Source organism: Methylobacterium organophilum, from assembly GCF_022533465.1.
Classification (GTDB): Bacteria; Pseudomonadota; Alphaproteobacteria; order Rhizobiales; family Beijerinckiaceae; genus Methylobacterium; species Methylobacterium organophilum.
This window is the reverse complement of the sequence record NZ_CP092848.1, coordinates 3,206,452-3,231,530: the sequence shown is the minus strand read 5'-3', so window position 1 is coordinate 3,231,530 and position 25,079 is coordinate 3,206,452. Positions and strand designations below refer to the sequence as shown.

The window sequence follows — 25,079 nt, the reverse complement described above, 5'->3', positions numbered from 1 at the left end:
GGTTCAGCGGCGGGCACCGGGGCGTTCGGGCAGGGGCCGATAGAGGGCGAGGAGCAGGATCGCGAATTTCGACAGCAGCGTCGTCTTTCCGCCCAGACTCTCGAAGGTCATGATCAGCATGAGGAAGGCGATCATCGGCAGGGCGATGCCCCGGCGGCAATGCCGGGCGACCTCGACCAAGAAGAGCGTCACGCCGATCATGAGCAGGCCGGTCATCAGCGCGCCCTGGTAGAGCAGCGTGCGGATCACCGGGTTCTCGATGCCCCATTCGAGGCCGTTGATGCGGCGCAGGCTCTCGACCAGGGCGGTGTCGGGGCCGAAGACGAGCTGACGCAGGGGCAGCTTGCCGAACAGCGCGAACATCTCGACGCGGGCATTGGCGCTGCCGCCATCCGAGGAGAAGCGCTGGAGCAGCGCGTCGAAGAAGCCGAAATAGGCGAGCGCGCCGATGCCGAGTGGCACGAGCGGCAGGGCGAACACGGCCGCGGCGGCGGCGAGCAGCGGGATCCGCCCGGCCATCAGGGTCCGGTGAAGCAGCAACAGGCCGTAGCCGCCGCCGAGCACCAGGGTGACGACCATGCCGGAGCGGCCGCCGAAGGTGACGAGGGCGGCCGATTGCAGCCCGATCATGCCGAGGCGCAGGAGCGGCGGCATCGATCCGCCCCCCGCGATGAGGGCGAGGACATAGACCGAGGTGAGCGTGGCGTTGCCGAGCGGGTGCCCCTGCAGGGAGGTCGAGCGCGTGTCGTTCCCGAACAATTCGCCGTCGAGGCGATAGGGGAAGAAGCGCTGGTTGGTGGCGAACTCGACGAGGCCGAGCCCGGCATTGGCGAGCATCACCGCGTGCACCATCCATTCCAGCCGGCGCAGGGTGCGCGCATCCGCGTCGGCAAGCAGGATGCCGACGAGGCCCGGCAGCATGAAGGTGTCGAGGGCGCCGGCCATGCCGGGGGCGCCGCGCAGGACGATGTGCAGGAAATAGACGAGGCCGATGATCGTCATCAGCGCGCTCGCCGGCCGGCGCGCGGCGGCGCTCGCGAGATAGGCGACCGGGTTGCCGGCCCGCAGCATCGCCACGGCGAAGAGGAGGCCGGACAGGTAGGTCGCGGGGTGCAGCTTGTGGATCGCCGAGCCGGTGAGCCCGTCGTAATTGATGCCGACGAGCCAGAGCATGCCGCCGGACACGCCCATGATGATCGCCGCCGTGAGGAGCAGCACCGGCTCCATGCTCAGCCGCAGGCCGCGCCGCCGCGGGGGCGCCCAGGCGGTCTGGCCGGACGGGATCATCGACCCGCCTTTCCGCCCTCGATCATGAGGGTGCCCGCGATCGGGCGCTGCAGCGTGGCGGCGACCTTGCCGAGGTCGATCAGGTCCTTCTGCCGGGTCAGGCCGCCGCGGGCGACCACGAGCAGCCGGTCGACCGAGGCCGCCAGGGCGCCGATGCGGAGATTCTCCGAGAGCGTGCCGCCGTCGAACAGCACCAGATCGTAGCGGCTGCCGATACCGGCGAGGAAGCGGCTGACATTCTCCCGCTCGAAGGCGTCGCGCACCGGCTTCTGGCCGTTGCCGACACCGAGCCGGCGGGCCCCCGTGGCGGTGTCTTCCGCCGAGACGGCATTGAGGCTCTGCTCGCCCCGCAGCACCTCCAAGAGGCCGCCCTCTCCGACCTGGCCGGCGCTGAGATCGGCCTCGATCACCAGGACCCGGTCGCCTCTCGCCGTCGCCACGGCGGCGAGGAGGTCGATGGCCGCCTTGCGCTCGCTCGCGTCGGAGGCGGCGGCCGTCACCATCACCGTGAGCGCCCGCTGGCCGCCCGGGGAGCTGTTCAGGCCGTAGAGCCCGTCCAGGGCGAAGGCGGCCGGGGCGCTCCCCTTGGCGAGGTGCCGGGCCCCGGGCAGCACCGCCAGGACCGGGGCGCCGAGGAGCCGTTCGAGCTGGCGGCGGGAGAGCAGCGTCGGATTCACGTATTCCCGCACCAGGGCGAGACCAGCGCCGCAGCCGAGGCCGCCGGCGAGGCCCGCGCCGATGACGAGCAGGCGCAGGGGCCAGCTCCGCTCCTCCGGCGGGCGCGCCCAGGTGATGACGCGGGCATTGGTGGGATCGACGCCGGCCTGCTCGCCGACCTCGCGGGAGCGCACCAGGAAGGCGTTGTAGACCGAGCGCGCGGCCTCGACCTCCCGCTCCAGCTCGCGCAGCTGCACGCTGGCCTTGCCGGTCTGGACGGACTCCGCCCGCAGGGCGTCGAGATTGCCGGTGAGCATGCGCTCGTTGGTCAGGGCGCGCTGATATTCGATCTCCGCGGCCTGGACGATGCGGTCGAGCTCGGCATCGATCAGCCGCTTCACGTCGGCCTTCTGCGTGCGCACCGCCTGGATGAAGGGATGGCGCGCCCCGAGCTGGGTGCGCAGATCCGCCTCCCGGCTGGTCAGATCGGCATATTGCGAGCGCAGCCGCTCGATCACCGCGGAGGAGATCGCCTCCGGGGCGGCGCCGGGATCGAAGGCCCGGCCGCGGGCGTCGCGCACTGCCTGGAGCCGGCTCTTGGCATCGGTGGTGCGGTTGCGGGCGGCCACGAGCCGGGCGTTGCTGTCGGTGATCTGCTGCTCGTTGACGATGCGGCCCGAGGAGGCGATCAGCCCGTTCTTGGCCTTGAAGGCCTCGAGCCGCGTCTCGGCCTTGTTCACGTCCGTGCGCAGGGCGTCGAGGCGCGCGCTCAGCTCGCCGGCGGCGCGCCGGGCCGCGTCGGCGCGGGCATCGGCCTGATCGGCGAGGTAGCCCTTCGCGATGGCGTTGACGATCCGCGCGGTCTTGTCAGGGTCGGAGGCGGTCACGATCACGTCGATGACGAAGACCTTGTCGGCGCGCTTGACCGCGAGCTTGCGGCGCAGGCTGCGCAGGGCCTTGGCCTTGGCCGCCTCCGGGCTCTCGTCGGCGCTGCCGGTGAAGCTCTGGACGAGGCGGCTCACCAGGCCCGTGCTCGGCCCGCCGAATTCCGGATCGGTCTCGAGGCCGACCTCGGCGATCGCCCGCAGCAGCACGCTGTCGGATTCGATGACGCGCACCTGGCTCTCGACCTGGGCGATGCCGCCATCCGGCGAGAGCGCGGAGGAATTCAGGTCGTTGGACACGACCTGCCGGTCCCGCGGGTCGATCAGGATCTGCGAGGTCGCCGTGTAGAGCGAGGGCGCGAGGAAGGCGTAGAGCAGGGACCCGGCCGTGACGAGCGCGGTGACGAGCAGGATCGTGCGGTAGCGCCGCGCCAGGATGCGCCAGAGATCGCCCACCTCGGCGGTGGTGTCCGGCGTCTCGCTCGCGCCGCGGTCCATGCCCGGGGACATGAGCCACTGCGTCTGGGGAAGATTGCGATCGATCCGTGCCACGCTCGGCCACTGTTGGTTCAAAACAGGTCTCCGTGCCGCCTGCACCGTCCGATCTGCAAGCCGCACGCCCCGGGCTGCTTATAGAGGTCCCGATCTGCGCAGGACACGGCCGCCGGCCGACCATGAACACGTGATCGGGAAGAAGAATTCCATTCGAGACAAGAAAGTAAACAGGGCCCGTCGCTGCGAGCAGGCGCATCGTTTCGTCATGCGGCCCGAGATGAGCCGACCGGATCGGATCCGCGCGGGGGCGAGAGGGCCGTCACGGGCCGGCCTGCTCCTGCGTCTCTTCGCCCGCGGTCCGGCCATCGTCGCGGGCGCGGTGGAGCACGAAGATCGCGATCACCATCGTCAGGATCAGGCCGGCCAGAACGCCGAGCTCGATCATCGAGGCCTGGAACAGCGCCTGCTTCTCCGGCGACCAGTCCTTGGCGTGGGTGATCTCCGAGGATTGCAGGGTGATCACCAGCACCCGTCGGATCGAGGCGATGAGCCCGACGATCAGGAACGGCTCGCAGGTCAGCTTGCCCGAGCGCATCGACACCCGCACCGTGTGCATGATCTCGATGAGCATCAGCAGGAACAGCAACCGGTCCACCACCTCGAGGATCTGGTCGGCGCCGCCCAGGGTGGTGAGCGCCGCCCAGGTCAGCCCGGCGGCATCGATCAGCGCGACGAGGGCGGTGAGGGCGAGCAGCGCGCCGAGCGCCGCGTAGATGGCATGCTCGGTGTGGAGGAAGATGAAGCTCGCCGCGCGCGTGAGCCGGCCCTGATCGTCCCCGTTGCTGGACATGGCGCGCCTTCCCCCCTCTGTCCGGGCGATCTGACAGGATCGGAGCCGACGCGTCCAGCGCCGCGGTGCGCACCCGGCTCGCGGCCCCGGTCCCGTGGCCCGGCTCGCCCTCTCGCTCGCCGCCGGCACCGCCGCCCAGGCTGCCCCCGGCGCCGTCGTCCGCGTGCAGCGTCATCGGCGGCCTCGCCCCATTCCGGCCTTGCTGTGGGCGTGTGGAGAGCCTCCCTCCGCACAAGGCCCGATTCGTGACGCGTCCCGAGACTTCCCGCCTGTCCGCAGCGTTCCGCGCATGAACGCGCCGCTTCCCGCCGCGCGGGCGCCCCTGAGCCAAGTCGAGATCCGCGCCATCGTGATCGGCCTCGTCGCGGCGATGCTGCTCGCGGCCCTCGACCAGACCATCGTGGCGACCGCCCTGCCGACGATCGGGCTCGATCTCGGGGATGCCGGCGACCTGCCCTGGATCGTCACCGCCTATCTGCTCGCCTCCACGGCGGTCACGCCGCTCTACGGCAAGCTCTCCGACATCCACGGCCGCCGCATCATGCTGCTGATCGCGATCGGCACCTTCAGCCTCGGCTCCCTGCTCTGCGCCCTGGCCCCGAGCATGGTGACGCTCGCCCTGGCGCGGGGGCTGCAGGGCATCGGCGGCGGCGGCCTCATCGCCCTCGCCCAGACCATCCTCGCCGACATCATGTCGCCCAAGGAGCGGGCGCGCTATCAGATCTACATCGCCGGCGTGTTCGCCCTCGCCTCGGTGGCGGGGCCGCTGCTGGGCGGCTTCCTCGCCGAGCATCTGCACTGGTCGGCGATCTTCTGGATCAACCTGCCGATCGGGCTCCTCGCCTTCGCCCTCACCAACGGGCAGCTGAAGCGCCTGCCCCGCAACGAGCGGCGCCACCGCGTCGACTATCCCGGCGCCCTGCTGCTGGTGCTGAGCTCCACGAGCCTGATGCTGGCACTGAGCTGGGGCGGCCTGCGCTATCCCTGGGGCTCGGCGCCCGTGCTCGGGCTCCTGGCCCTCGGCTTGGTCGTCGGCGCGCTCTTCGCGGCACGGCTCGCGACGGCGCCGGAGCCCCTGATCCCGACCAGCGTCCTGAAGGATCGGGTGGTGTACAGCGCGACGCTCGCCGCCTGCTTCGCCATGGGCACCCTGATCGGGCTCTCGATCTACGTGCCGATCTTCCTCGAAGGCGTCATCGGCCTCAGCGCCAGCCAGTCCGGCGCGGCGATGGTGCCCCTGATGGTCGGCACCGTGCTCGGCGCGACCGCCTCGGGCCGGGCGATGGTCTCTCTGCGGCACTACAAGCGCGTGCCCCTGGCGATGCTGCTGATCAGCATCGCCTGCTGCGCGGCGCTCGCCGCCGGGAGCCGGAGCCTGCCGCTCTGGCTCCTGGAGAGCCTGTTCGTGCTGCTCTCCATGGGGATCGGCACGGTGCTGCCCCTCTCGACGATCGCGATCCAGAACGCGGTCCCCCGGCATCAGCTCGGCATCGCGACGGCCTCGATGAACTTCTTCCGCTCCCTGGGCGGCGCCCTGATCGTGGCCGTGTTCGGGACGATCGTGCTGGGCGGCGCGATGGCTGGCGACGGTGCGGGCGTCCGGGACATGGAGAGCCTGATCCGCGGCGCCGAGGCGGGGCAGCTCGCCCTCACCTTCCGCTCCGTCTTCGCCGCCGCCTGCCTCGGCCTGATCCTGGCCTTCGGCTTCCTCGCCCTCATGGAGGAGCGTCCCTTGCGCGAACAGGCCGGCGGAAGCGATCAGCCATCCCGAGCGTCGTAACCGGTGCCTGGGCGACGAACTGAGCGTTGGCCTGTTCGGATCGGCCGGTTCGGCGTGATCGGCTCCGCCCGGCGTTGGCGGCCCGGCAAGGCCGGCCTTACCGGCCGTCGACGCACCGTCGGGCCGACATCTCGGCAGTCACGAGGACGCCGGGCTCATTCTTCGGTCTGTCGGACGCCTGTACCCGCGCCGACCAGAACGACTCCGACCGCATCAGCGGGACGACGGCCTCGGCTTTCAGATCGGCCTCGGCGGCGGCATCGAGCTGACGGGCGAATATCAGGCCTATGTCGGCGACCGCTTCCTGTCGCAAACCGGCACCGCGCGCCTCTCCGCACGGTTCTGAAGCAATCATTGTGAAGGCGAGAGGAACTGATCGTTCCGTGACTTCGCGGGGATGGGGTTCGCTCGCGGTTCATTCGGCCTGCTCGGGCGTGAGATAGCCGAGCGCTGAGTGGATGCGCTGCCGATTGTAGTAGCCTCTAGGCAGGGGACTCATACAACCAATTGCTGCTGCTCGCGTTTTCTTCCTGAGTTTGGAGTTTCCAGCGCAGGAGGATCGCGAGGGCACGGTTGTTCTGGCTCTCGGATGAGGCCTGGGCGCGGATCGAGCCGCACCTGCCGCATGGCCAACCGGGCAAACCTCGGGTCGACGACAGGCGGGTGATCAGCGGTATCCTGCACGTCCTGAAGGTCGGCTGCCGCTGGCAGGACACGCCCTCCACCTACAGCCCACACACGACGATCTACAACCGCTACAACAGGTGGTCTCAGCGCGGGATCTGGCAGCGGCTGTTTGCCAAGATCGCAGCCGCAGGCCCCGTTCCCAACGAGTTGATGCTCGACGCGTCTCACGTGAAGGCCCACCGCTCGGCCGCTGGCGGAAAAGGGGGCCTGGAGCCAGGCGATCGGCCGATCGCGCGGCGGCTTCACGAGCAAAGTCCACTGCTTGGCCGATGGTCGTGGCCGACCGGTTGCGTTCGTCCTGGCACCCGGCAACGTGGCCGACATCACCATGGCGCTGCCTCTGCTGCGCGCTGTGGTGCCGCCCAAGCGACTGATCGCCGACAAGGCCTATGACGCGCAGAGCTTGAGGGATTGGCTCAAGAGCCACCGGGTGATCGCCACCATCCCGTCCACGGCCACCCGGACAGTGCCCTACAAGCACGGCCGGATCGCCTACCGGCGGCGCAATCGGATCGAGCGCTTGTTCGGACACCTCAAAAACTGGCGGCGCGTCGCGACCCGCTACGAGCGCTTGGCCTGCAACCATCTGGCCGCCGTCGCGCTCGTTTCCTGTGTCATCGCATGGACCTGATCGAGCACCCTACCTAGCCGGGCGATGCGTTTGCGAGAATGCCGTTCCCCCTGCTCACGCAGTTCGGCGTGGACCCGTGGCACGCCATAGGTCTGGCGCGAGCCGAGATGGATGGTGCGGATGCGCTTCAGCAGCGCGGCGTCTGCCACAGCATGCGCCGAGGGCTGCCGGCTGGCCCAGGCGTAGTACCCGGCCTTCGACACGCCGAGCGTGCGCGCCATGACCGAAATCGGGAAGTCAGCCTGGTTGACGCGCATGAACCGGAAGACCCCTCAGGCAGAACCCCGGTCTCCCGCGCAAACCAGGCTTTCGCGCGAGAGAGGATGTCACGCTCCAGCTTCAGTTGCCGGTTCTCGCGCCGGAGCCTGACGAGTTCGTCGCGCTCGGCTGCCGTCAGGCCGGGATCGGCTGTCGACAGCTTGGTCTCTCGCCGGCCCTCGCTGCGGTCTGCCTCAGCGACCCAATTGCGGATGGCCTGCGCGGAGGGCTCGAACTCGCGGGCCAGATCGGTCGGATCGCGGCCAGCACGGACCCACTCGACCATCTGACGGCAGAACTCGGCCGGGTATGGGGGACGGCTCTTGGGCATCGGAAAAACACCTCACGCCAAAGCGCTCGCGGTGTCCACCAAACCGGGGCAATCCCATGAGTCCCCTACCTAGCTCCCTACGTACCGTGCCCCCTGAGACCGCCTGAAGCCTGAGGTCCCTGTAGGAGGCCACCAGTCCGGTGTGACACGTGTGACAGCCACCTGAGCCATAGGATGGGCTAGGAGGGTCTTGATACGTGATTGCTCTGACCGGCTGCTTCGCTTCTTCGGTATGACCTGGGCTTCATAGCGCCTTAGGAGATCACCGAGAGCACACCCTTAGCGGCCCGATTGCCTGCCGGGAGATGGCCACGGTCGATGTTGTGTTCCTGCTCTCGGCCCCAGGAGACCGCCTCAGCCTTGGCCGGGAATGACCGGGAGAGCGGGGGGGTATCCCTCACGCCTACCTGAGCCTGCCAGGAGCTTCCACGCTTACGAACGGTCGCCATGAGTCGCGCCTTCACTGTGACAGCGGCGTGACAGACGGACCTTTTGGAGACTGAGGGCTAAACCCTAGAAACCGAATCTGCCTTTATTGACAGTAGGTTAACTTGGCGCACCCGACACGATTCGAACGTGTGACCTTTGCCTTCGGAGGGCAACGCTCTATCCAGCTGAGCTACGGGTGCTAGCCGTGGGCGATGGAGTAGCCCAAGCGGGGCGTCGGCGCAATGGTGGCTGTGTGGGCCTTTTTGCTCAAAGGGATGGCTGCGTGGTCCTCCGATAGCAAAGGTCACACGTTCGAATCATGTCGAGGCGCAGGGACGGGCGGAGGAATGCGCGCGTTCCGGACGGTATGTCCGCGAATGCGGACGGCGTGCGGCGCTGTCCAGGGACGTGCGCCGCGATTGTGCCGCGCCTGCGCCGATGCTGGCTATGTCGCGCCCACCGGAATGCGGCGATCTGGATCGATCGGCACTCCCATTAGTCTCGCTGCTTGTTCAAGGCGCTGACGGACTTCGGCGGCTGCCGGGGTTACCATGTAGCCTGAGACCCGATCGCCGAGCATGATCGAGGCGTCTCGCGATGCTACGCGCCAGTGCAGGGCGATCAAGGCGCAGAGCACGGCGTCTAACCGGTCCTGATCTGCTTTTCTTGGCTCGGAAATCGTAGCCAACGCATCGGCCCACTCACCCAGCCTCTCGATGCCTTCGCTATCTGCACGGCGACGGACCGCATCGATCACACCCTGCCATCCGGCACGCGTGAACGTCTTCCGCCGAGCAGGATTATAGCGCGCTCCGAGCAGACGACCGCAGAAGAGGGGCTCGAGGGACGGCAGAGCGAGGGCCGGAAAGACCTCCATCAGGAAGAGGCCCTCCGTCGCCGCACGCGAGGCCTCCGGATCTTCGATCGCGTCAAGTCGGTCCTTGAACCACCAGATCGCGGCCGCGTCGTCGAACATGCCAACCTTCGATCGGTTGGCTGGCTGCACGCCGCCACCGAGCCAGGATATGAGTGAAGCGGCAACTCGATCCACCGGACGCATGCCGGTCGCGTTCGGCACAATCGTTGGCTGGTCAATGGCGACGATGCGTAAAGGGCTGACGACCACCTCCGCTGCGATTGCGACCAACGCTTGAGCGAACGTGACCAACATTGGCGGAATGAGCATGCGGCGACCTGCTGCGTCGAGCCGGATGATGCAGAGCGCACCCGGCGCCTTCGGGTTGTCCGTCCAGGCCGAGTCGAACCCGATGATGCTGACCGCGCCCATAGCCTTCACGCTCAACCTTCTTTCAAGATTGTTATCGCTCGAGCAGCACGTCGCCGAGACGCTTGCGGTCTGTCGTGCGGATCCAGTCCCCGTGTCCCGTTGAGATTGCCCCGTTTTTGTGGACGGTTGAGGGGGGTTGGCTGAGCAGAGTCTCGATTGGCGGTTTTGATCCGACCTCCTGCTCGTAGACGACCGGCGAGCGGTAGCCGAGCGCCGAGTGTCGGCGCAGCGGGTTGTAGAAGCCCTCAATGTAGCTGAAGACGGCCATGCGTGCCTCCGCCTGCGAGCGGAAGCGGCGGCGGGCGAGCACCTCGCATTCGAGGGGCAGGGCCTATGTCGCCGACACTCTGGTGCCTGCACTGAAGCCGGGTGACACCGTCATTCTGCACAACCTGGGCGCTCACAAGGTGGCCGGTGTGCGCGAGGCGATACAGGCAGCGGGAGCTAAGGTGCTCTACCTTCCGCCCTACTCGCCCGACTTCAACCCGATCGAGCAGATCTTCGCCAAGCTGAAGGCAGACCTGCACAAAACCGCCGCCCGCACGCTTCCCGACTTGAAAGCGGCCATCCGCTCAGCCTTCGACAGACTCACACCAAGGGCCTGCCGCAACTGCCTCGCCGCCGCTGGATACGACGCGTACGATCCAACCTGATCGGCAACAGCTCTAACTTGGATTGGCTTAGCAGCACTCCCTGCCAGAGAAGCAATCGAAGAGCCGGAGACTTCGCCGTTACATTCTTCGAAACGAACGAAGCTGTCTCACGCTGGTGCGTCGCACCAGATCCGGGCTCGGCTCGCGATGCCGGCGCGCCGGGTCAGGTCGGCGGCTGCCGCCTGAGCCCGGGCCCGCACTGCCCCCTCATCGGCGCTCAGCAGCTGACGATCGCGCATGACGAGGCGGCCGTCGATCAGGACGTGCCGTGTCTCGTGGCCGAGCGCTGCATACACGAGAGAGGAGACCGGGTCGTGGATCGGCGACGCAAAGGCGTCGCGCAGGTCGACTACGGCGAGGTCAGCTTTTTTGCCGAGCTCGATCGAACCGATTTCGGCCTCGAGTCCGACCGCGCGGGCGCCTCCGATTGTGGCCATCTCCAGGGCGTCCCGCGCCGTCATGATCTCGGGGTCGCGGTGGAAACCTTTTTGGGTGAGAGCAGCGAACTTCATCGCCTGGAACAGGCTGTGATTGTTGCTGCTCGCCGGGCCATCGCTGGCAAGGCCCACTGGTATCCCTGCCTTCCGCATGGCCGGGATCGGGGCGAGGCCCGAGGCGAGATACATGTTGCTGCAGGGATTGTGCGAGACCTTCGCGCCGTGGCGAGCGAGCAGGGCAATGTCTTCGCTGCCGCACTGGACGCAATGCACCGCCAGCACGTCCGGCTTCAGGAAGCCGATATCGCTCAGATAGGCTGTGTCGGTGCGGCCGTAGCGCTCGGCTGCGACCTCGATCTCGAAGGGAGTCTCGGCGACATGGATGGTCACGAGAACACCGAGCTCGTCGGCGAGCGCCCGCGTTGCATGCAGGCTCGCCTCGTCGAGGGACCAGATCATGCAGGGCGCGAGCCCCACCTGCACGCGGCCGCCGGGGCGGTTCTGCGCCAGGATCTGAGCGCGAGCATCAGCTAGGGCCGCCTGCACCGTCTCGATTAGCGGCTCCGGCACACCGTATTGAAGGCCATCCGTTAGGAAGCCGCGACAGACGAAGCCGCGCATGCCTGTGGCCTCGTAGGCCTCGACCACGGCGCGGGTCAGTCCGGGGCGCGGATGGGCATACATGAAGTCAACCAGGGTTGTGACCCCCGAGCGGATCGACTCCACGCACCCATGTGTCGCCGCCGCGCTCACATCCGCCTCCGTAAGGTTGCAGGCCGCCGGTCCGGTCATGCAGGCGAACCACTTCTTGAGCACCATGTCGTCGCCTGGCCCCTTGAGTAGGGTCTGAAACAGGTGCGTGTGCGTGTTCACCATGCCGGGAATCACGATCATCCCGGCGCAATCGAGGATCTCGGCCTCGGGAGCCCGGGCAGACAGGCTCGCCCGGCTGCCGATGCCGGCGATACGATCCGCTTCCACGAGCAGGCTCGCCCGCTCTAAGATCTCCCAATTCGGGTTCATGGTGACGAGACAAGCATCCGCGAGGATGAGGCTCATGCGGCATTGTCCTTAATCGCGTCCTTGGCGGAGGCCGCGGCCTCCCGGATCAGGCGGAGGAGGGTCGGAGGCGTGAACGGACCGTCGCCCTCGATGACGACACCCAGGGGGGCGAGCGCATCGGCCACGGCGCCGGTGATCGCGGCAACCGAGCCGGTGGTGCCACCCTCGCCCGCGCCCTTCATGCCGAAGGGGTTGAGCGGAGAGGGGCTCTCCATCGAACCGGTCCGGATCACCCGCGGCATGTCCGCCGCGGTAGGCAGCAGATAATCGGCGAAGCTCTGCGCTAGGGGGCGACCCTGCGCGTCGTAACGGATCTCCTCGAACAGGGTACCACCGAGCCCCTGGGCGAGGCCGCCGATCACCTGTCCCTCCACGATCATTGGGTTGATGACCGTGCCGCAATCGTGGATCACGGCATAGGTCGTTACCGCGAGTTCACCGGTGCGCGGGTCAATCTCGACCTCGCATAGGTGGGTGGCGTTAGCGAAGGCGATGCCGGTGACCTGATGGTGGGCCTCCCCGGCCAAGTTGAAGGACGTGAGGCCGTCCGGCATCGCGTTCCAGGCCGTGGCCCTCCCGGCAATCGCCGCAAGGCTGGCGCTGGCGCCGTTGGGCGCACGAGCCTCACCCTCGGCCCAGGTGAGATCCTCGGGTTTCGCCTGAAGCATCTCGGCGGCGACGTGCAGCGCCTTCTCGCGGACCTTGCGGGCAGCGAGCCGCGCGGCGGCGCCGGCGATGGCTCCACCGCGGCTCGCGAAGGTGCCGACGCCGTCGGGCAGCAGGTCGGTGTCACCGTGGCGCACGACTACCCGGTCGATGTCGATCTCGAGCTCTTCCGCCACCAATTGGGCGAGGGCCGTGGCGGTGCCCTGGCCGTGAGGCGAGGCGCCGGTGAGGACCGTCACCTTGCCCGAACCGTCGACCCTCACGTTGCCGGTCTCGTAGGGGCCGATCGCGGTCTCCTCCACGAAGCAGGCGAGGCCGACCCCGTGCAGCCGACCGCGGGCGCGCGCCGCCTCGGCCCGGGCGCCGCGGCTCTCCCACAGGCCGAGGGTGAGCGCTTGGTCGAGGGAGGCGGGATAGTCGCCGCTGTCGTAGACGACCTTGCCGGCGAGCACTATGGCCGTGCCGCGGTCGAGCGGCAACTCGGCGGGCGTTATCATGTTGCGGCGGCGCAGATCCACCCGGTCGAGGCCGGTGTCCCGGGCTATGTGGTCGAGCATCAGCTCCATGCAGAGCGTCGCCTGGGGATGCCCGGCGCCGCGATAGACCGCGAGCGGCGTCTTGTTCGTGACCACGGAATGCGACTCTGCCCGGTAGTTCGGGACGCGGTAGGGGCCGCGCAGCATGGCCGAGGAGATCGAGGCCGGAGTCACAGAGAGAGTGGCCGCCGCCGCGCCGTTATCGGTCAGCGAGTGCAGCGTCATGGCGGTGACGATACCATCCGCGTCCAGCGCCGCGCGGACACGGTGAACCTGCTCGCGGGCATGGGTCGTCGCCACGAAGTGCTCCGCTCGGCTCTCGATCCAACGGACCGGGCGCCCGAGGCGCCGGGCGGCCACCACGGCCAAGATCTCCTCAGGATAGAACTCGCACTTCACCCCGAAACCGCCGCCGACATCCGGAGCGACTACCCGCAGGTCCGCCTCGGGCAGGCCGAGCACGCCGGCGAGGAAGCCGCGCAGAAGATGCGGGAACTGGGTCGAGCTGTAGAGGGTAATGCGCTCGCCTTGGCCGGTCGGGTCGGCAAGCACGCCGCGGGTCTCCATCGGGGCGGCGACGTAGCGGTGGATGCGGAAGGTCTTTTCGAACACCCGGTCCGCCGCGGCGAAGGCGGCGTCCGGGTCACCGACCTCCTGCCGGCAGGTATGGATGACGTTGCAGCCGAGCCGCTCGTAGAGCAGGGCGGGGGGAGTGGCAGAGGCGGCGGCTTCCGCGTCGAGCACCACCGGCAGCGGCTGGTAGGCAATCTCGATCAGGGCAGCGGCGTCGGCAGCCATGAAGGGATCCTCGGCGACCACTACGGCGACCGGCTCGCCGACAAAGCGCACCCGGTCGGTGGCGAGCACTCGCTGGAGTGCGGCATTGCCCTCACCCGCGAGGTCGATCGATGGTAGGGGGCCGACGCTATCGGAGAGGTCCGCGCCTGTCAGGACGAGGCGAACACCGGCGGCCGAAGCAGCCGCGGTGATATCGATGCCTTTAATGAGGGCATGGGCGTGATCGGAGCGCACCACCGCCATATGCAGCATCCGCGGCAGGGCGATGTCGGCCACAAAGCGGGCTTGGCCGAGGAGGAGGCGGCGATCCTCCTTGCGGGGCACGGGGGTTCCGACAAGACGGCTGGCTGCCATGGCTCAGACCTCCGGATGCGCGGGAATGGCGAGGGTGGCCAGGGCCTCGGCGATGTTGCGGTAGCCGGTGCAGCGGCAGAGATGACCCTGCAGCATTGCGTCGAGCGCCTCCGGGGAGGGCTGCGGATCCTCCCGGAACAGGGACACCGCGGCCATCACGATCCCCGGGGTGCAGAAGCCGCATTGTAAGGCGTGATGATCCTGAAAGGCCTGCTGGACCGGATGCAGTCCCTCTGGGCCACCGACGCTCTCGATCGTCTCGATGGTCGCGCCATCCGCCTGCACAGCCAGCATCAGGCAAGCGCGCATCGGCGCCCCATCGACGAGCACGGTGCAACTGCCGCAGGCGCCGGTGCCGCAGCCGACATGGGTGCCAGTGAGCCCGAGCCGGTCGCGGAGAAGCTCGCTGAGCAGAAGGCGAGGCGGGACAGTTGCCTCCGCTGGCTCGCCGTTGACGGTGGCAGCGATCCGATGGAGCACCGGCTTGACTGCGGCTGGGAAGGTCGATCCGCTCATGCCGCGTCCTCCTGAAAGCGGTCGGCGAGGCGGGCGAGCGCCCGCTCGAGGAGAATTGGTAGGACGACCAGGGCATAGGCTGCCTCGGGCACGTCGGGATGCAGGGCCAATCCCTCATTGGACCAAGCGGGCACCGGCTCCCCGAGCCGTCGGCCCACCAGCGCAGCCTCGGCCACCGGACAGGAAGCTGGAACGCCGGTCACGCCGCCAACAACGATCCGGACGCCCGCAATCACGCCGTCGGGATCAAGGCTGGCGGCGACCGCCAGGCAGGCGAGAGGCGGTGCTCCGGCCCTCGGGGCGATCTCCTCGAAGGCACCAAGCAGTGCCGGAGCAGACGCAGGCACGGTAATCGCGGTGACGATCTCGCCGGGCGCGAGGGCGGTGCGATGAGGACCGACGAAGAAGTCCTGCGCCGGCAGGCTGCGTTTGCTGGAGCGGCTGCGCAGGGTCAGGGCCGCGTTGAGGGCAACCATCGCCACGGGCAATTCGCTGGTTGGGCTCGCCTGCACAAGGTTACCGGCAAGCGTCGCACGGTTGCGCACGGCCGGGCTCGCCACGGAGGAGAGCGCCTCCCTCAGGAGCGGCCAGGCAGAGAGGTCCGGGCAAGCCAGGATCCGCGACAGGCTCACGCCACTGCCGATCCGCAAACCGGTGGCATCCGCGGTGATCGTCCCGATTTCGGGAAGCCGGCCGATATCCACGACAAGCCCAGGACGCAGCGATCGCTCGTTCAGGAGAGGGATCAGGCTCTGGCCGCCTGCCATGGGGAGGGCGTTAGGGTCCTCGAGAAGGCTCAGCGCCTCGTCGAGGCTTGAGGGCCGCACGTATTCGAAGGACGCCGCTCGCATCAAAGGCTCCCGCTTCGCCCGGATCCATTCGCCCAGATCCTGATGACACAATCAGGATCTAGCATGCTCCATGCCAATGCGGGGATTTGCCGACGGGCTGGCGTTCCGGCGCGCGCCGATAGATGACACGCATGAGGGAACGGAAAGGAGAAGCGCATGGAGGCGACCCGTGCAGCGGCGGCCCAGGCGAAGGCAAGGATCCGGGCTCGCGCAGAGGAGCGGATCCTGGACGCGGCCGCCGAGATCTTCGCGCGGGAAGGACGTGCCGGCGCCACCATGGCTGCCATTGCTGACGCGGCGGCGATGGCAGCGGCCACAGTTCACTATTATTACGGCACCAAGGCTGCCCTCTACGACGCCGTTCTCGACCGAACTTTGAGTCTGTGGCTCACCGAACTCGCCTGCATCGACGAGGAAAAGGCACCAGCGGACGCGATCGCGGACTACATCCGCGCCAAGATGCGTGTGTCCCAGGCTCATTCCGCTGCCTCACGGATCGTGGCAGGGGAGGTCCTGAACGGTAGCCGGCGCATCGCTCAGTTCCTGGAGGAGGAGCTGAAACCAGTCTTGGAGCGCAAGCTCGGCCGCGTGCACACTTGGCAGTTAGGCGGCGCACTGGCACCCGTCGACGCGCGACACCTGTTCTTCCTGATCTGGGCAGCCACGGAGTTCTACGCCAACAGCGCCATCGAGGTCGCGACCGTGCTCGGCCATGGAGCAACCGAAGAGACGACGATGGAACAGGCGGCTTGGGACAGTGCTGCGGAGAGCATCATCCATATCGTGCTTCACGGCGTCAGACACCGGCCGTGATCCAAGGCTTTGCACTCTGATCCCGAGGCTCATCGAGCGCACTGATGAGCGCCACGATACCGAGCCTGCGCGATGTTCCAGGTCGAAGTTCTACGTCAAGCCCAGCAACTCACCGCAGCGCATGCCGGTCTCGACGACAAGTCCAATCATCGGATGAAGATAAGCCGCTTGGCCCCGGTCAGCGGCAGTGCGCGGTCGCTGTTCCTCGTCGCCTTCTATTCGCCCCGTGCGGCCCTTAGGCGGTGATGGTCGTCGCACGAACGCGCACTTGAGGCGCTCAGAGCTTTGGCCTGCTGCCGGTTTGGTAGACACCGTCCTAGGCCAATTGGGCACGGTTTTCGAACTCGACAGGGCTGAGGTAGCCCAAGGTCGAGTGCCGCCGCGCCGGGTTGTAGAAGCGCTCGATGTAATTGAACACGTCCGCGCGGGCCTCGTCCCGCGTCCGGTAGGTCCGTCGGGCCGTGCGCTCGGTCTTCAGCGAGGAGAAGAAGCTCTCCATTGCCGCGTTGTCCCACACGTTGCCGGAGCGGCTCACTTGCCCCTGCGCCAGATCGCCATGACGAGCGCATCCGTGACGAGTTGAGCCGTCATGCTGGCCTGCATCGACCGGCCTACGACACGGCGTGAGAACAGGTCGATGACGGCGGCAACGTAGAGCCAGCCCTCGGCGGTCCAAATATACGTGAAGTCGGCGATCCATTTCCGGTTTGGAGCGTCGGCCACGAACCGCCGCTCCAAGAGATTGGGCGAGGCGGCGGCCCGTTCCCCCTCATCCTTCTGCAACCCGCGTCGGCGCGACCGTGCCCGCAGGGCGTTCTCGCGCATGATCCGCTCGATGCGGTGCAGCCCGCACGAGACGCACTCGGCCAGCACGTCGCGCCAAACGCGCCTCGCGCCATAGGTGCGGTCGCTGGCCACGAAGCTCGTGCGGGCCTTGCCCAGAATCGCTTCATCGTCGCCTGCGCGTTGGCTGGGTTGGTGAGTGAGCCAAGCGTGGAAGCCGGAGCGGCTGTAACCGTAGTCGGAGAGCACGTCGATCACATCAGCAGCCTTCAGCTTACGAGCGACGCGGATCGCCAGACACTCGCGGCTGAACTCGTCGACCACGTTGAGGATCCGGAACCTGCGGCCATCGTGCGTGCGCACCTCGACGAAGTCGTAGGACCACACGTGGTCGCGTCGCTCCGGCCACAGCCGGAGGCAGGAGCCATCGCCGTCCCATAGCCGAATCTGCTTCGACTGGCGCGCCGGCACCTTCAGACCTTCGCGCCGCCAGATCCGCTCGACCCGCTTGTCGTTGACCAGCCCGCCCGCCGCCTTCAGCCGCGCACCGATCTTCCGGTAGCCGTAGCGCCGGTACCGGCGTGCCAGTTCCACGAGGTCGGCGGTCAGCGCGGTCTCGTCGTCTCTACCCCGCGGCCCCTTGCGCTGCGTCGAGCGATACTGGCCGAGCGCGCGGCAGGCGCGGCGCTCGGATACGTACAGGACGTCCATGACATGCGCGATGCAGGCGCGTCGGCGCACGGGGCTGGTCCGTTTCCCCGAGCGGCCTCCTGCAGGATCAGCGTGTCGAGGGTGAGATCCGCAACCGCCTTGCGCAGCCGCTGGTTCTCGGTCTCCAGGTCCTTCACCCGCCGGACCTGATCGCTCTTCAGGCTGCCGTACTCCTTACGCCAGCGATAGTAGGTCACTCCGTCACGCCGACCGCCCGGATCGCCTCGGATACGCTCTGGCCCTGCGAGACCAGAACGTCCACCTGCCGCCGCTTGGCGATCACATCCTCCGGCTTGTGCCGCTTCGTTCCCCTCTGTCCGTCCTCGTCCTGGCACGAAAGCCATACCTCAGGGCAGATCACTCCTCTGGGGGAGGATCACCGGACGGCAGATGTCTGGCTGGCCAAGGATTGCCCCGCCTCAATCGGTGTTGAACCTGACGACGCAGTGCGTTTCAGGGGAAATCAGGGCTCGCTGTCCGTCGCCGTTTCGAACCCCCAATGTCCATCGCGGAGGGCGGGGGCCGTTCGCCGCAAATTCAGCGCGCTGCGCGACAGGTTGATCGGCGTCCGCAGGCCTGGCTGCCCCTCGGGATCGATCCGCAGGCCTCGTGCCGCCACCTGCGGATCGGCCAGCGCCTCCGCCACGGTGTTGATCGGTCCGGCCGGAACCCCCGCCTGTTCCAGAGCCGTGATCAGCTCCCCCTTTCGCCAAGTCCGGGTTCGGCCCGCGATAAGCTCGGCCAGGGCGACGCGGTGGGCGACGCGGGTCTCGTTGGTGGCGTAGCGTGGATCCGTCGCGATCTCGGGACGATCGAGCAAGGTGCAGAGTGCGGCGAACTGGCGATCGTTGCCGCAGGCGATGATGAGATGACCATCGCGTGCCGGGAACACCTGATAAGGCACGATGTTGGGATGGGCGTTTCCCATGCGTCGCGGCACAGTGCCGTCGACGAGGTGGTTCATCGCCTGGTTGGCCAGGACCGCCACCCCCACATCGAGGAGCGACAGGTCGACATGCTGACCGAGGCCGGAACGCTGCCGCTCGGCAAGCGCGGCTTGGATGCCGATGACGCCGTAGAGCCCCGTGAAGATGTCGATCCAGGCGACCCCGACCTTCTGCGGCTCGCCGCCGGGCTCGCCGGTCAGATCCATGATGCCGCACAGGCCCTGGATCATGAAATCGTAGCCCGGCTGCTTCGCCCGCGGCCCGTTCTGTCCGAACCCCGTGACGGAACAATAGACCAAGCGGGGATGGGCCTTCGACAGACTCTCGAAATCGAGGCCGAACTTCCTGAGGCCTCCGACCTTGAAGTTCTCGACGACGACATCGGCCTCGGCGATCAGGCCCTTCAGCCGGGCGAGATCGGCTGGATCGTGAAAATCGCAGGTGACCGAGCGCTTGCCCCTGTTGGCCGCCAGGAAATAGGCGGCGGTCCGCTCGGTGCCGCCTTTCCCGTCCGGGCGCTCGACGAAGGGCGGGCCCCAGGTCCGGGTATCGTCCCCCTCCGGGCTTTCCACCTTGATGACCTCGGCGCCGAGATCGGCCAGCGTCTGGCCGATCCAGGGGCCCGCCAGGATGCGGGCCAGCTCGACCACCTTGAGCCCCGCGAGGGGGGCCTCCCCCTGAAAGGGCATCATCAGAAGGCCTGGAGACCGGTCTGAGCGCGGCCGAGAATGAGGGCATGGATGTCATGCGTGCCCTCGTAGGTATTCACCGTCTCCAGGTTCTGGGCATGGCGCATGACGTGGTATTCGATCTGGATACCGTTGCCGCCATGCATGTCGCGGGCGGTACGCGCGATCTCCAGCGCCTTGCCGCAATTGTTGCGCTTGATCAGCGAGATCATCTCCGGCTCGAAACGATCCTCGTTCATCAGTTCCCCGACCCGCAGGGAGGCCTGAAGACCGAGGGCGATCTCCGTCTGCATGTCGGCGAGCTTCTTCTGGAACAGCTGCGTCTGGGCGAGCGGGCGCCCGAACTGCCGGCGGTCGAGACCGTATTGCCGGGCGCGGTGCCAGCAATCCTCCGCCGCTCCCATCACGCCCCAGGCAATGCCGTACCGGGCCCGGTTGAGGCAGCCGAACGGTCCCCGTAGGCCCGACACGTTCGGCAGGAGCGCCCCTTCGCCGACCTCGACGCCGTCCAGCACGATCTCCCCCGTGACCGAGGCGCGCAGGGACAGCTTCCCGCCGATCTTCGGGGCCGACAGCCCCTTCATGCCCTTCTCCAGCACGAAGCCGCGGATCTTGCCGCCATGGGCCTCGGATTTGGCCCAGACGATGAAGACATCGGCGATCGGTGCGTTGGAAATCCAGGTCTTGGCGCCGCGCAGGCGGTAGCCGCCCGCGATCTTCTCGGCCCGGGTCGTCATGGAGCCGGGATCCGAGCCCGCATCCGGCTCGGTCAGGCCGAAGCAGCCGATCAATTCGCCCGACACGAGGCCGGGCAGATAGGTCCGGCGCTGCTCGTCAGACCCGTAGGCGAAGATCGGATGGATGACGAGCGAGGATTGAACGCTCATCATGGAACGGTAGCCGGAATCGACCCGCTCGACCTCGCGGGCGACGAGACCGTAGGCGATGTAAGAGGCGTTGGCCGCGCCGTATTCCTCCGGCAGGGTGACGCCGAGAAGGCCCGCCTGCCCCATCAGGCGGAACAGGCCGGGCTCGGTCCGCTCCTCGAGATAGGCTTCCTGCACACGGGGAGCGAGTTCGGCGGCGGCGAAGGCGGCGGCGGTGTCGCGGATCATCCGCTCTTCCTCGCTGAGCCGATCCTCCAGCAGGAAGGGATCGGCCCAGGCGAAGGCGCCGGTCCTGGGCGCGGCCGAAGCGGCGTCACGTACGATATCGCTCATGGCAGCGTCCCTGTCCTCCGCGGGAGATGGCGTGCCGGTTTTTTATTGCTGGATCCGCGCGCTCGCCAACGGTATTACGCTCTAAGTTTATGCATAAAATGCATCGATGATCGCATGCGTCCGCGTCGCTTCCTCCCTTCCGTCAGCCAACTCTCCGCCTTCGAATCCGTGCTGCGCACCGGATCGACGGCGGCGGCGGCCCGTGACATGAACCTGGCGCAGGGAACGGTCAGCCGGCTGGTGCAGTCCCTGGAAGGCCAGCTCGGGCGTGCGCTGTTCGTGCGCCGGAATCAGCGGCTCGTGGCGACGCCCGCCGCCCTCGCCTATGGCCGCGAGGTCTCCCGCGCCCTCGACATTCTGCAGCGCGCGAGCGTCGATCTGGCCTCCAATCCGGATGGAGGCGCCCTGTCGCTGGCCATCCTGCCCGCCTTCGGCACGCGCTGGCTCTCACCCCGGCTCAGCCGTTTCCTGGTCAAGCATCCGGGCGTCAGCATCCATCTCGGGACGCGCCTCAAGCGATTCGACTTCGATGCGGAAGCCTTCGACGCGGCGATCCACTTCGGCCACGACGACTGGCCGGAGACCGAGCGGATGGAATTGTTCAAGGAGGGGCTGACCGCCTGTGTCGCGCCGGACCTCCTGGCCCGCACGCCAATCCAATGCCTTGAAGACATGATGAAGCTGCCGCTCCTGCGGATCGAAACCCGCCCGACCGCGTGGCGGACATGGTTCGAGGCGCAGGGGGCGCCCCCACCGGCAATCACCGGCATGCTGTTCGACCAATTCGCTCCCATGACCCAGGCAGCGATCTACGGTCTGGGTGTCGCGCTCCTGCCGCACTACCTGGCGGAGGCGGAAATCGCCGAGGGCCGGCTGGTGCCGCTGTTTCGCCAAGCGGTCCCGGGCTCCGGATCGTATTGGCTGGTCTGGCCCCGGTCGCGGCCTCCCTCCCCTGCCCTCATCGCCCTGTTGGAATGGCTGCGCTCGGAAATCGGCGCGCAGACTTGACCGGGCCCCGAACCGCCGTTCCGACGGTGCCGGCTGTTCGAGCGCCTTACGGCACCCCGGCCGCAGCCCCATCGGCCCGCGGCGTGGCGACGGCATCGTCGGCGTCACGCCGGGCGGCAACCGAACCGGCAGACCCCGGCGTCAGGCGCCGTCGCAGGCGGCGGGGCGGCGGAAGATGAAGCAGGCCGGCCAGCAGACCCTGGGGCGCGAGCACCACGGTCGCCACGAACAGGAGCCCGAGCGCCAGCAGCCAGTAATCGGCAAGGGTCGCCGACATGACGTTCTCGGCCGAGCGCACCAGGAGGGCGCCGAGGAAGGCCGCCATCAGGACCGCGCGTCCCCCGACCGCCACCCAGATCAGCACCTCGGTGGACAAGGCGAACCCGACGAGGCTCGGCGACACGAAGTTGAACTGGACGGCGAAGAGCGCGCCCGCCAGCCCCGCGATCCCGCCGGAGACGGTGAAGACGAAGATCTTGTGGCTGCGGACATTGTAGCCGAGATGGGCGGTGCGGTTCTCGTCGTTGCGGATCGCCGCGAGCACCGTGCCGAGGGGCGAGCGGGTGATGGCGAGGCCGAGGAGATAGGCCGCCAGCGCCGCCGCCAGCGTGGCGTAGGCGGTGCCGATGCCCGACAGCGTGTCGCCCTCGAAGGGGAAGGCCAGAGGCGGCACGCCGAACAGGCCGTTGAAGCCGCCGATGAAGTCCCAGCGCCGCGCCGCCGTCTCGGCGACCACCGCCGCGCAGAGGGTGACGATGCCGAGTTGCGCCCCCGCCAAAGCGCGCCCGCGGAAGAGCAGCCAGCCGATCAGCGCCGCGGCCGCCGCCGGCAGGGCGAGGGCGAGGGCGAGACCGGTCCATTGGCTGGTGCCGAGGGCCGGGAGCTTGCCGAGGGTGACCAGGGCCATGCTGTAGGCGCCGATCCCGAAGAAGATGGCCTGCCCGAAGCACAGGATGCCGGCCGTGCCCCAGAGAAGGCCGAGGCTGAGGGCGAAGATGCCGTAGGTGACGTATTGGGCCAGCAGGCTGGCGTTCCAGTCGCCGAGCATCGGCGGCAGGATCGCGAGCATTGCCCAGCACAGGAGCGTCAGGAGGGTTCCACGAGCCACGCGCATCAGCGCCGACCTCCCGTCAGACCTTGAGGAAAGAAGCGGATCACCACGATGGCGAGCAGGAAGACCAGGATCTGCGCATCGGCCTGATCGAGCCGGGCCGAGAGCAATGTGGTCGTGCCGCCGATCACGCCCGAGCCGAGGGCGGCGCCGACCAGCGAGTTCACGCCGCCGACGAGGACGGCCAGGAAGGAGGGGACGAGGAAGCCCATCCCCATCTGCGGATCGACGCTCATGATCGGGGACATCACGGCCCCGGCGAAGCCGGCCAGCGCCGCGCCGGTGGCGAAGGTCGCCCAGTCCATGCGGCGGGTGTTGACGCCGAGCGAGGCGGCCATGGCCCGGTTGGCGATGACGCCGCGCGCCTGGAGGCCGAGGGAGGTGCGGAAGAACAGCCAGTAGGTGCCGAGGGCCAGCCCCAGACCCATAGCCATGATGAAGAGGCGGTAGGCCGGATAGGCGACGCCGATGAGGTCGATCGTGCCGGGGATCGGATTGGGCACGCTCTGCGAACCGGGGCCGAACAGGATGATCACCCCCTGCTTCAGGGCCAGCGAGAGGCCCCATGTGGCCAGGATCGTATCGATGAAGCGGCGGTAGATGTGACGCACGACCAGCCATTCGATCGCGAAGCCGAGCAGGGCGAGGAGGCAGGGGGCGAGCACCAGGCCGAGCCAGAACGAGCCACCGGCCCGCGTGATCGCCACCACCGCGTAGGCGCCGATCAGGAAGAATTCGCCATGCGCCATGTTGATGACGTTCATCATGCCGAAGATGACCACGAGACCGAGCGTCACCAGCAGCAGGGTCAGCGTGAACGAGAGCGTGTCGATCGAGAGCGCGATCACGGTGGCCATGGGCGCCTCAGATCGAAAGAAAGCGATGGACGAGGTCGGGATTGGAGCGCAGCTCGCCCACCCCGGCTTGCTCCGGCGCGATCCGGCCGTTCTCCATGAACAGGATCCGGCTCGCGAGCTGCTCCACGAAGTCGAGATTCTGCTCGACGATCAGCACGGTCAGCTTCCTCTCGCGGGCGATCCGGCCCAGGGTGACGGCGATCTCGTCGACGATCGAGGGCTGGATCCCTTCCGAGGGCTCATCGAGGAGAAGGAGCCGCGGCTGGCCCACCAGCGCCCGCATGATGGCGAGCTGCTGCTGCTGGCCGCCCGAGAGCGTGCCGGCGCGCTGGGCGCGACGCTCGCCGAGGATGGGGAAGATCTCGAAGGCTTCGGCCGGAACGCTCCGGGGCAGACCCGGCTTGCCGAGGGCCCCCAGCATCAGGTTTTCCTCGACCGTGAACTGCGCAAACACTTCCCGGCCCTGCGGCACGTAACCGATGCCCGCCCGGGCGAACTGGAAGGTCGGTTGGCCGCCGAGGCTGCGCCCTCCAAGCCGGATCGTGCCGGTCTGGAGCGGCAGCTGCCCGCACAGGGCGCGCATCAGCGTCGTCTTGCCCATGCCGTTGCGGCCGAGCAGGGCGACGATCTCGCCCTCCTTCAGCTCCAGCGCGACGCCGTCCAAGATGCGCCCGCCGGACGGATAGCCGGCCGCCAGGCCCTCGACATGCAGCATCATCGGACGCGTCCAAGGTAAGACTGGATGACCGCCGGGTCGCGGCTGACCTCGTCATAGCTGCCGCGGGCGATCACCTTGCCGCGGACCATGACCACGATCGGGCATCCGAGGGCGCGGACGAAGCCCATGTCGTGCTCGATCAGGAGCACCGCCCGGCCGTGCTTGTTCTGAAGCTCGGTCACGAGATCGCAGACCGCCTGCGTCTCCACGGTGGACATGCCGGCCGTGGGTTCGTCGAGCAGAAGGATCCGCGAGCCCCGCGCCAGCAGCATCGCGATCTCCAGGCGCTGGCGCTCGCCATGCGAGATGGTCGCGACCGCCTGCTCCGCCTTGGCGGCGAGGCCGCAGAGGTCGAGCAACTCGTCCCGGCGGGCCCGGCTCGCCGCCCCACCGCCGAGCCGCCGCAGGAGCGCGAGGGGGCCGTTTCCGGCCCCGCCCGCCATGAGCGGAACCTCGAGATTCTCGGCCACGGTCAGTTCGGGATAGATGCCGGGCACCTGGAATTTGCGCCCGACCCCCTTGCGCGAGATCTCGTGCGGAGCGAGCCCGCCCACCTCCGCGCCGTCGACCCGGATGGTTCCCCCGTCCGGCGTGAGGGCGCCGGTGATGAGGTTGAACAGGGTGGTCTTGCCACAACCGTTCGGGCCCAGGATGCAAGCCATGGCGCCGCGACCGAGCTGAAGATCCAGCCCGTCGAGGACGGTCAGCCCGCCGAAGCGCTTGGAGACGCCCGTCAGTTCGAGGGCGGGCGGGAGGCCGGGCTCGCTCATGG

20 protein-coding genes, 1 tRNA gene and 5 pseudogenes are annotated in these 25,079 nt (G+C 68.1%); 6 read left to right on the top strand and 20 right to left on the bottom strand.

Annotated features, from left to right (window positions below; translation table 11 throughout):
* Window positions 1–3 precede the first annotated feature (3 nt).
* The 3 genes from MMB17_RS15080 to MMB17_RS15070 form a co-directional block, all read right to left on the bottom strand.
* On the bottom strand, window positions 4–1,287 hold the full coding sequence (locus MMB17_RS15080) for a VpsF family polysaccharide biosynthesis protein (protein WP_241099322.1): 1,284 nt from the start codon (window positions 1,285–1,287) through the stop codon (window positions 4–6).
* Complete coding sequence (locus MMB17_RS15075; RefSeq protein ID WP_241099320.1) at window positions 1,284–3,338, bottom strand: GumC family protein; 2,055 nt, start codon at window positions 3,336–3,338, stop codon at window positions 1,284–1,286. Before MMB17_RS15075 ends, MMB17_RS15080 begins: the two co-directional genes overlap by 4 nt.
* A gap of 304 nt (window positions 3,339–3,642) precedes the next feature.
* A complete protein-coding gene (locus MMB17_RS15070; protein ID WP_241099319.1) occupies window positions 3,643–4,173 on the bottom strand; it encodes a phosphate-starvation-inducible PsiE family protein in 531 nt (176 codons plus the stop codon).
* 289 nt (window positions 4,174–4,462) lie between these two features.
* Between MMB17_RS15070 and MMB17_RS15065 the strand changes: the two genes are divergently transcribed.
* Both MMB17_RS15065 and MMB17_RS15060 read left to right on the top strand, forming a co-directional pair.
* Window positions 4,463–5,953 carry an MDR family MFS transporter gene (locus MMB17_RS15065; protein ID WP_241099318.1) on the top strand — a complete coding sequence of 497 codons (1,491 nt, stop codon included), beginning with the start codon at window positions 4,463–4,465 and terminating at the stop codon, window positions 5,951–5,953.
* A 558-nt stretch (window positions 5,954–6,511) separates the two neighbouring features.
* A protein-coding gene (locus MMB17_RS15060) for an IS5 family transposase (protein WP_241102208.1) occupies window positions 6,512–7,271 on the top strand; the annotation gives its coding sequence in 2 pieces (ribosomal slippage) (window positions 6,512–6,849 and window positions 6,848–7,271; 762 coding nt in all).
* Here MMB17_RS15060 and MMB17_RS15055 read toward each other — a convergent pair.
* From MMB17_RS15055 to MMB17_RS15040, 5 genes and pseudogenes are all read right to left on the bottom strand, one after another.
* Window positions 7,202–7,528, bottom strand: coding sequence for an IS3 family transposase (locus MMB17_RS15055; RefSeq protein WP_241099317.1), 327 nt, complete (start codon window positions 7,526–7,528; stop codon window positions 7,202–7,204). The two genes, MMB17_RS15060 and MMB17_RS15055, sit on opposite strands and share 70 nt — an antisense overlap.
* A 140-nt stretch (window positions 7,529–7,668) precedes the next feature.
* Window positions 7,669–7,815 (bottom strand): annotated as a pseudogene (locus tag MMB17_RS25420) (hypothetical protein); the annotation flags it as partial.
* Between the two features lie 597 nt (window positions 7,816–8,412).
* Window positions 8,413–8,489 (bottom strand) — tRNA-Arg (locus MMB17_RS15050).
* 245 nt (window positions 8,490–8,734) lie between these two features.
* Window positions 8,735–9,577 carry a DUF429 domain-containing protein gene (locus tag MMB17_RS15045; RefSeq protein WP_241102207.1) on the bottom strand — a complete coding sequence of 281 codons (843 nt, stop codon included), beginning with the start codon at window positions 9,575–9,577 and terminating at the stop codon, window positions 8,735–8,737.
* Window positions 9,578–9,749: 172 nt separating this feature from the next.
* Window positions 9,750–9,899, bottom strand: a pseudogene (locus tag MMB17_RS15040) (IS3 family transposase); the annotation flags it as partial.
* Between MMB17_RS15040 and MMB17_RS15035 the strand changes: the two are divergent.
* A pseudogene (locus MMB17_RS15035) lies at window positions 9,898–10,230 on the top strand (transposase); the annotation flags it as partial. The pseudogenes MMB17_RS15040 and MMB17_RS15035 overlap by 2 nt on opposite strands.
* Before the next feature lie 107 nt (window positions 10,231–10,337).
* Here the strand turns inward: MMB17_RS15035 and MMB17_RS15030 are convergent.
* Genes MMB17_RS15030 through MMB17_RS15015 form a run of 4 tightly spaced genes read right to left on the bottom strand, consistent with a single transcriptional unit; the run spans window position 10,338 to window position 15,450 of the window.
* Window positions 10,338–11,726, bottom strand: a complete 1,389-nt coding sequence (locus tag MMB17_RS15030) for an amidohydrolase family protein (RefSeq protein ID WP_241099315.1) — start codon at window positions 11,724–11,726, stop codon at window positions 10,338–10,340.
* Window positions 11,723–14,083, bottom strand: a complete 2,361-nt coding sequence (locus MMB17_RS15025; RefSeq protein WP_241099314.1) for a xanthine dehydrogenase family protein molybdopterin-binding subunit — start codon at window positions 14,081–14,083, stop codon at window positions 11,723–11,725. The genes MMB17_RS15030 and MMB17_RS15025 overlap by 4 nt, the downstream gene beginning before the upstream one ends.
* A gap of 3 nt (window positions 14,084–14,086) precedes the next feature.
* The gene (locus MMB17_RS15020; RefSeq protein ID WP_241099313.1) at window positions 14,087–14,599 is read right to left on the bottom strand and encodes a (2Fe-2S)-binding protein; all 513 of its coding nucleotides are present in this window, start codon (window positions 14,597–14,599) and stop codon (window positions 14,087–14,089) included.
* A complete protein-coding gene (locus MMB17_RS15015; RefSeq protein WP_241099312.1) occupies window positions 14,596–15,450 on the bottom strand; it encodes an FAD binding domain-containing protein in 855 nt (284 codons plus the stop codon). The genes MMB17_RS15020 and MMB17_RS15015 overlap by 4 nt, the downstream gene beginning before the upstream one ends.
* Before the next feature lie 156 nt (window positions 15,451–15,606).
* Between MMB17_RS15015 and MMB17_RS15010 the strand changes: the two genes are divergently transcribed.
* Together MMB17_RS15010 and MMB17_RS15005 are read left to right on the top strand one after the other, a co-directional pair.
* Window positions 15,607–16,263, top strand: a complete 657-nt coding sequence (locus MMB17_RS15010; protein ID WP_238309325.1) for a TetR family transcriptional regulator C-terminal domain-containing protein — start codon at window positions 15,607–15,609, stop codon at window positions 16,261–16,263.
* A 72-nt stretch (window positions 16,264–16,335) separates the two neighbouring features.
* On the top strand, window positions 16,336–16,509 hold the full coding sequence (locus tag MMB17_RS15005) for a hypothetical protein (RefSeq protein WP_241099311.1): 174 nt from the start codon (window positions 16,336–16,338) through the stop codon (window positions 16,507–16,509).
* Between the two features lie 70 nt (window positions 16,510–16,579).
* On the opposite strand, the pseudogene MMB17_RS15000 reads toward MMB17_RS15005, so the two are convergent.
* The 4 genes and pseudogenes from MMB17_RS15000 to MMB17_RS14985 form a co-directional block, all read right to left on the bottom strand.
* A pseudogene (locus MMB17_RS15000) lies at window positions 16,580–17,280 on the bottom strand (IS3 family transposase); the annotation flags it as partial.
* A 3-nt stretch (window positions 17,281–17,283) separates the two neighbouring features.
* Window positions 17,284–18,115, bottom strand: a pseudogene (locus MMB17_RS14995) (IS3 family transposase); the annotation flags it as partial.
* A gap of 105 nt (window positions 18,116–18,220) precedes the next feature.
* Window positions 18,221–19,393, bottom strand: a complete 1,173-nt coding sequence (locus tag MMB17_RS14990; protein WP_241102206.1) for a CaiB/BaiF CoA transferase family protein — start codon at window positions 19,391–19,393, stop codon at window positions 18,221–18,223.
* A gap of 2 nt (window positions 19,394–19,395) precedes the next feature.
* Window positions 19,396–20,613 (bottom strand): acyl-CoA dehydrogenase, encoded by a 1,218-nt coding sequence (locus tag MMB17_RS14985; protein WP_238311432.1) that lies wholly within the window; start codon window positions 20,611–20,613, stop codon window positions 19,396–19,398.
* Between the two features lie 114 nt (window positions 20,614–20,727).
* On the opposite strand from MMB17_RS14985, the gene MMB17_RS14980 reads away from it, so the two are divergent.
* Window positions 20,728–21,621, top strand: a complete 894-nt coding sequence (locus MMB17_RS14980; protein WP_241099310.1) for a LysR family transcriptional regulator — start codon at window positions 20,728–20,730, stop codon at window positions 21,619–21,621.
* Window positions 21,622–21,667: 46 nt separating this feature from the next.
* Here MMB17_RS14980 and MMB17_RS14975 read toward each other — a convergent pair whose 3' ends face one another.
* The 4 genes from MMB17_RS14975 to MMB17_RS14960 are packed head-to-tail and all read right to left on the bottom strand — an operon-like array spanning window position 21,668 to window position 25,077.
* Window positions 21,668–22,735 (bottom strand): branched-chain amino acid ABC transporter permease, encoded by a 1,068-nt coding sequence (locus MMB17_RS14975; protein WP_238311433.1) that lies wholly within the window; start codon window positions 22,733–22,735, stop codon window positions 21,668–21,670.
* Window positions 22,735–23,589, bottom strand: coding sequence for a branched-chain amino acid ABC transporter permease (locus MMB17_RS14970; RefSeq protein WP_241099309.1), 855 nt, complete (start codon window positions 23,587–23,589; stop codon window positions 22,735–22,737). Before MMB17_RS14970 ends, MMB17_RS14975 begins: the two co-directional genes overlap by 1 nt.
* A gap of 7 nt (window positions 23,590–23,596) precedes the next feature.
* Complete coding sequence (locus tag MMB17_RS14965; RefSeq protein WP_241099308.1) at window positions 23,597–24,307, bottom strand: ABC transporter ATP-binding protein; 711 nt, start codon at window positions 24,305–24,307, stop codon at window positions 23,597–23,599.
* A complete protein-coding gene (locus MMB17_RS14960) occupies window positions 24,304–25,077 on the bottom strand; it encodes an ABC transporter ATP-binding protein (RefSeq protein WP_241099307.1) in 774 nt (257 codons plus the stop codon). Before MMB17_RS14960 ends, MMB17_RS14965 begins: the two co-directional genes overlap by 4 nt.
* Between the last annotated feature and the right edge of the window lie 2 nt (window positions 25,078–25,079).